4 protein-coding genes are annotated in these 5,160 nt (G+C 76.3%); 3 read left to right on the top strand and 1 reads right to left on the bottom strand.

What is annotated here, in order from left to right; genetic code table 11:
• From WCS02_RS17160 to WCS02_RS17150, 3 genes are all read left to right on the top strand, one after another.
• Positions 1-711: DUF4349 domain-containing protein (locus WCS02_RS17160; RefSeq protein WP_340295448.1), on the top strand; the 711-nt coding region annotated here is incomplete at its 5' end.
• Complete coding sequence (locus WCS02_RS17155; protein WP_340295446.1) at positions 708-1,676, top strand: pirin family protein; 969 nt, start codon at positions 708-710, stop codon at positions 1,674-1,676. The genes WCS02_RS17160 and WCS02_RS17155, both read left to right, overlap by 4 nt.
• A 240-nt stretch (positions 1,677-1,916) precedes the next feature.
• Positions 1,917-2,714 carry a hypothetical protein gene (locus WCS02_RS17150; RefSeq protein WP_340295444.1) on the top strand — a complete coding sequence of 266 codons (798 nt, stop codon included), beginning with the start codon at positions 1,917-1,919 and terminating at the stop codon, positions 2,712-2,714.
• Here the strand turns inward: WCS02_RS17150 and WCS02_RS17145 are convergent.
• Positions 2,692-4,962, bottom strand: coding sequence for a putative bifunctional diguanylate cyclase/phosphodiesterase (locus tag WCS02_RS17145; RefSeq protein ID WP_340295442.1), 2,271 nt, complete (start codon positions 4,960-4,962; stop codon positions 2,692-2,694). The genes WCS02_RS17150 and WCS02_RS17145 overlap by 23 nt on opposite strands.
• Positions 4,963-5,160 lie beyond the last annotated feature (198 nt).

The raw sequence follows: 5,160 nt of genomic DNA, 5'->3' as shown, positions 1-5,160 counted from the left end.
GGTGCCCTGCCGGAGCCGGGCGCGGCCGCCGTCGGGCGCCGCGTGGTGACCTCGAGCATCGACGTCGCGGTCGACGACGTCCCCGCGGCCGCCGAGGAGGTCCGTGCCCTCGCGGTGCGCGCCGGCGGCGAGGTCGCGGCCGAGAGCAGCTCCGGCGGGCAGCGGCCGCGGGCCGAGATCGTCCTGCGGGTCCCGGCGGACGGCACACCCGGCGTCATGGCGTCGGTCGCCGCGCTGGGGTCGGAGGTCGCCCGGACCGCGGAGTCCGAGCCGGTCGAGACCAGGCTCGTGGACCTGGAGAGCCGCACCGCCACCCAGCGGGTCGGGGTCGAGCGGATCCGCTCGCTGCTCGCCGGCGCGACGACGCTGGAGGACGTCCTCGCCCTGGAGACCGAGCTCAGCAGGCGCCAGGCCGACCTGGAGTCCGTCGACGCCCAGCGGGCCGCGCTCGCCGACCTGGCGGCGCTGGCCACGGTGACGGTGCGGCTCAGCACGCCCGAGGGGGTGGAGGCGGCCGGCCGCGACCTGCCGCCGTTCCTCGACGGCCTCCGGGGCGGCTGGGAGGCGCTCGGGGCCTCGACGTCGGTCGTGCTCGTCGTCCTCGGTGCGGTCCTGCCGTTCCTCGTCGTCCTCGGCGTGGTGCTGGCCCTCGTCGTGGCCGGGGTCCGCCTGGTGCGCCGGGGACGTCCGGAGGCAGGATCGACCCCGTGAGCACCACGGAGGCCCGCCTGCAGGAGGCACCACCCGCGCCGGCGCCCCCGGTCGCGCCCCCGGCCGGGCCCACCGCGCAGCTGCTGCCGGCGCGCGAGGTGCCGCTGGGCGGGCCGCGGGCGATCACGGTGCGGCGCAGCCTGCCGTCGCGGGCCCGGACGACCGTCGGCGCGTGGTGCTTCGTCGACTCCTACGGCCCGGCGACGGGCGAGGACGTCATGGTCGTGCCACCCCACCCGCACACCGGGCTGCAGACCGTGACGTGGCTGCTGTCGGGAGAGGTGCTGCACGAGGACTCCACGGGGGCCACGGCCCGCGTCCGCCCCGGCGCGCTGTCCCTCATGACGGGCGGGGACGGGGTCGCCCACGCCGAGCGCTCGCTGCCCGCCGACGGCGCCCCGCTGCACGGGGTGCAGCTGTGGGTGGCGCTGCCCGAGGAGCACCGGCACCGGGCCGCCGCCTTCGAGCACCACGAGGACCTGCCCGCCCGCACCCGCGACGGCGTCCGCACGACCGTGCTCCTCGGCAGCCACGACGGGATGACGTCCCCGGCGACGGCGTGGACCCCTCTGCTGGGCGTCGAGGTGCGCACCGAGGGGCCGGCCCTGGTGCGGCTGCCCCTGGACCCCGGTTTCGAGCACGCGGTGCTCCTGGTCACCGGGGCCCTGGAGGTGGCGGGGGAGCGGCCCGGCGCCGGCGACCTCGTGCACCTCGGGACCGGGCGCGACGCGACGGAGGTCGTCGTGACGGAGGGGACGACGTTCCTGCTGCTGGGCGGGGAGCCGTTCGCCGAGCGGCTGGTGATGTGGTGGAACTTCGTCGGCCGCAGCCACGAGGACGTCGTGACCGCCCGGGAGCAGTGGCAGGACCGCGCCGACCGGTTCGGCGAGGTCCCGGGCTGGGACGCCGACGCCTGGCTGCGGGCCCCGGCGCTGCCGCGGACGCGGCTGCTCCCGCGGGGCTGACCTCAGGCGCCGCGCGCACGCAGCGTCAGGCCCCGCTGGGCCGTCCGGGTGAACCCTGGGTCGACGGGTGGGTGACGCGGGGTACGGAGACGACTACGCAGTGGCGGGCGGGTTGTCCGCAGGGACCAACCCACGGCAATCGACCGTCGACGCTGCGTCGTACATCCGTAGCGTCGTCGGTGCCGGGGACACCCACCCCGGACCGCCACAACGCCGCCCCGCACCGAGGAGCCCCGTCGCATGACTGCCGCCACCGCCCGCCACGCCGCCCCCGTCGACGCCGCCCCCCAGGCCGGCCCGACCTCGCTCCGGCTGGTCTTCGACCCCCGGGGCAGCGACCTCGAGGCCGCCGTGGCGTGCGAGACGGACGTGTTCCAGGACCGGTTCGGCGAGACCCGCGAGCACCTGGACGCCAGCTTCGTCGGCTACGAGGACGCCTCGGTGTTCCTCGCCCTCGTCGACGGCTCCGGCACCGCGGTCGCCTCCGCCCGCCTCCTCGTCCCCGGCCCCGCCGGCACCAAGACCGCCGAGTACATGGCGGCCGAGCCGTGGGGCATGGACGCGCAGGCGTCGATGGCCGGCGCCGGCCTGGACCCCGCCACCACGTGGGACGTCGCGACGCTCAGCGTGCGCCGCCGCTCCCACGCCACCGGCGCGCTGTGGACCGCTGCGCTGTGCCACGGCCTGTTCCAGGTGGCCCGCGCCAACGGCGTGAGCGCCACCGTCGCGCTCATGGACGAGGTCGCCCGCCAGCGCCTGGCCATGATGGGCATCGTCTACACGACGCTGCCGGGAGCCTCCACGCAGGCGTTCGACGGCTCCCCGGCCACCACGCCGGTCTACGCCGACATGCAGACGATGATCGACAACCAGCGCCGGCAGCTGCCCGACGCCTACCGGCTCGTCGGCCTCGGCCACGGCCTGGACGACATCGACCTGCCGCCGCTGGCCGGGTTCGTCCTGCGCCGCTCGGTCGACCTGCGCGCGCGGGTCGTCGTGCCGCGCCAGGTGCTGCTCAGCGGGCCGCGCGCGTCCTGAGGGCGCTGCGCCACTCGGCGACCCAGGCGCCCACCTCGGCCGCCGGCATGGGGCGGGCGATGTGGTACCCCTGCAGCACGTCGACCCCGCAGGCCACGAGCTCCGCGGCGGTGCTGGCGTCCTCGACTCCCTCCGCCACGACCCGCAGGCCCATGGCGTGGGCCATCTGCAGGGTGGACTCCACGATGACGCGGCTGCTGCTGTCGCTGCCCATCGTCCTGACGAACGAGCGGTCGATCTTCAGCTCCTGGACCGGCAGGTCGCGCAGGTAGGCCAGCGAGGAGAAGCCGGTGCCGTAGTCGTCGATGGCGGTCTGCACGCGGTTGCGGCGCAGCTCCTGCAGCACGGCGCGGGCCTTCTCGGGGTCGGTGACGAAGGAGTCCTCCGTCACCTCGACCAGCAGACGGTCCGGCGGCAGCCCGGCCTCGCGGACGGCGTCCAGCAGCGCCGGCACCATGCGCCCGCCCAGCAGCTCCGGGGGCGCGCAGTTGAACGACACGGTGAAGGTCTGCCCGAGGTCGGCCCAGCGGCGGGCGTCTGCCACGACCATGGCGACGACGGCCTCGGTGAGGGCGGGCATGAGCCCGGCGCGTCGGGCCTCGGGCAGGAACGCCAGCGGCCCGAGCAGCCCGTGCTGGGGGTGCTCCCAGCGCACGAGCGCCTCGACCGCGGTGACCTGCTGCGTGGCGGCGTCCACCTGGGGCTGGTACCAGAGGACCAGCTGGCCGTCGGCGATGCCGGTGCGCAGCGACTCCACCTGCTCCAGGCGCTCGCGGGAGAAGCCGTCGTGGGCGGGGTCGTACGTGGACTCGCCGAGCCGGGCGTGCTTGGCGCGGTACATCGCGACGTCCGCGCGGCGCAGCATCGTCACGGCGTCGAGGTCCTCGGGCAGGCGCGAGGTGATCCCCACCGACGCCCCGACCGCCAGGTCGAGGCCGTCCACGGTGATCGTCTCCGACAGGACGGCGCGGACCTGGCGCGCGAGCCGGGTCAGGGACAGGCCGTCGTCGTCGAGGACCATGAGGGCGAACTCGTCGCCGCCGACGCGGGAGACCCGGCTGGAGGCGGGGAGGGTGCGGACGAGCCGGTGGCCGACCTCCTGCAGCAGCGCGTCGCCGGCGGAGTGGCCGAGGCTGTCGTTGACCTCCTTGAAGCCGTCGAGGTCCAGGAGCATGAGCGAGACCGGGCCGTCGACCCGCAGCCGGGCGTCGACGTCGGCGAGGATCGCGCGGCGGTTGAGCAGCCCGGTGAGCTCGTCGGTGCGCGACAGCTTGCGGGCCTCGGCGGCACCCTGGGCCTCGCGCAGGGCGACGAGCAGGCGGGCGCCGGTGGCGACCAGGGTGGCGACCGCGGGCACGGTGACGAACCAGGCGCCGGAGTCCAGCGGGCGCAGGACGAGGGCCAGGAGCGCCACGGCGCCCGCCCCGACCAGCAGGTTGCCCCGGGTGCGGCCGCTGTGCTGGCGCACGGGCTCGCTGCGCGGGGCGCAGGCTGCCGCGACCAGCAGCGCGAAGGCGAGGCCGTAGCTGACGTCGGTGACCACGTTGACGAAGTAGGTGTCGGGCGCGGCCGCGAGCAGGAACAGGACGTCGGAGGCGCCGAGGACGGCGAACGCGCCGACGAGCAGCCAGGTGTCGCGACCCAGGCCCCGGGCTCCCAGCAGGACCTGCCCGAGCACGAGCACGGCCAGGAAGAGGTCGAGCAGCGGGTAGACGACCGCGAGCAGCAGGGCGAGCCCTTCGGCGCCGAACACCGAGCCCAGCGGGCTGGCGAGCAGGCTGGCGCTGAGGCAGGTCACGCCGCCGCAGACGAGGACCGCCTCGAGCCAGGTCTTGCGGCTGGCGGTGGTGCGCCCCGAGGCGTCCAGCAGCAGGTAGGCCGCGAAGGCGGCGTAGGAGGGAGAGAAGAACAGCTCGGCCGGCCCGGGGAAGCTCTTGTCGGCCACGTCGCCGCCCTGGTGCAGGACGATCGAGCCGACGGCCCACAGCGCCACGCCCGAGACGAGGACCAGGCGCGCGGTCCGGCGCTCAGGACCCAGCAGCGCCGCGACGACCAGGCGCAGGCACGCGAGGGGGAAGAACGCCGACAGCACGGCGAGCGTGAGCCCCTGGGGGGCGGGGGTGGCCGAGAAGCCGGTGGAGGTGAGCCCGAGGACCGTCCCCAGGACGACGACGGCCCACATCGCGCGGCGCAGCAGGGTGTCCAGGACGAGCAGCCGACGACGGCCGGGGGTGCGCGGTGCTGTCACACGACCCCCCTCTCCTCGCTCGGGCGCCGCCCGGCGGGCGGCCCGCGGCAGGGCTCTGCCCACCGACGCCATGGTCGTCGGGGCGGTGCCGGGGCGACTTGAGCCGCCCCCCCCGAGACCGCCCGTCCGGGCCACCCGCAGGGGCAGGACGAGCGTGCGGCGGGCGCGCGCGGGGGTGGCCGGCTGCCGGTGGCGGCG

Origin of the sequence: Aquipuribacter hungaricus, assembly GCF_037860755.1 — a bacterium.
Taxonomy (GTDB): Bacteria; Actinomycetota; Actinomycetes; order Actinomycetales; family JBBAYJ01; genus Aquipuribacter; species Aquipuribacter hungaricus.
The sequence above is the reverse complement of the archived record's forward strand: the minus strand, read 5'-3'. Positions and strand labels throughout refer to the sequence as shown.

Coding starts and splice junctions, on each gene's coding strand:
- WCS02_RS17150 (WP_340295444.1), top strand. CDS start 1,917: ATGACTGCCGCCACCGCCCGCCACGCCGCCCCCGTCGACGCCGCCCCC.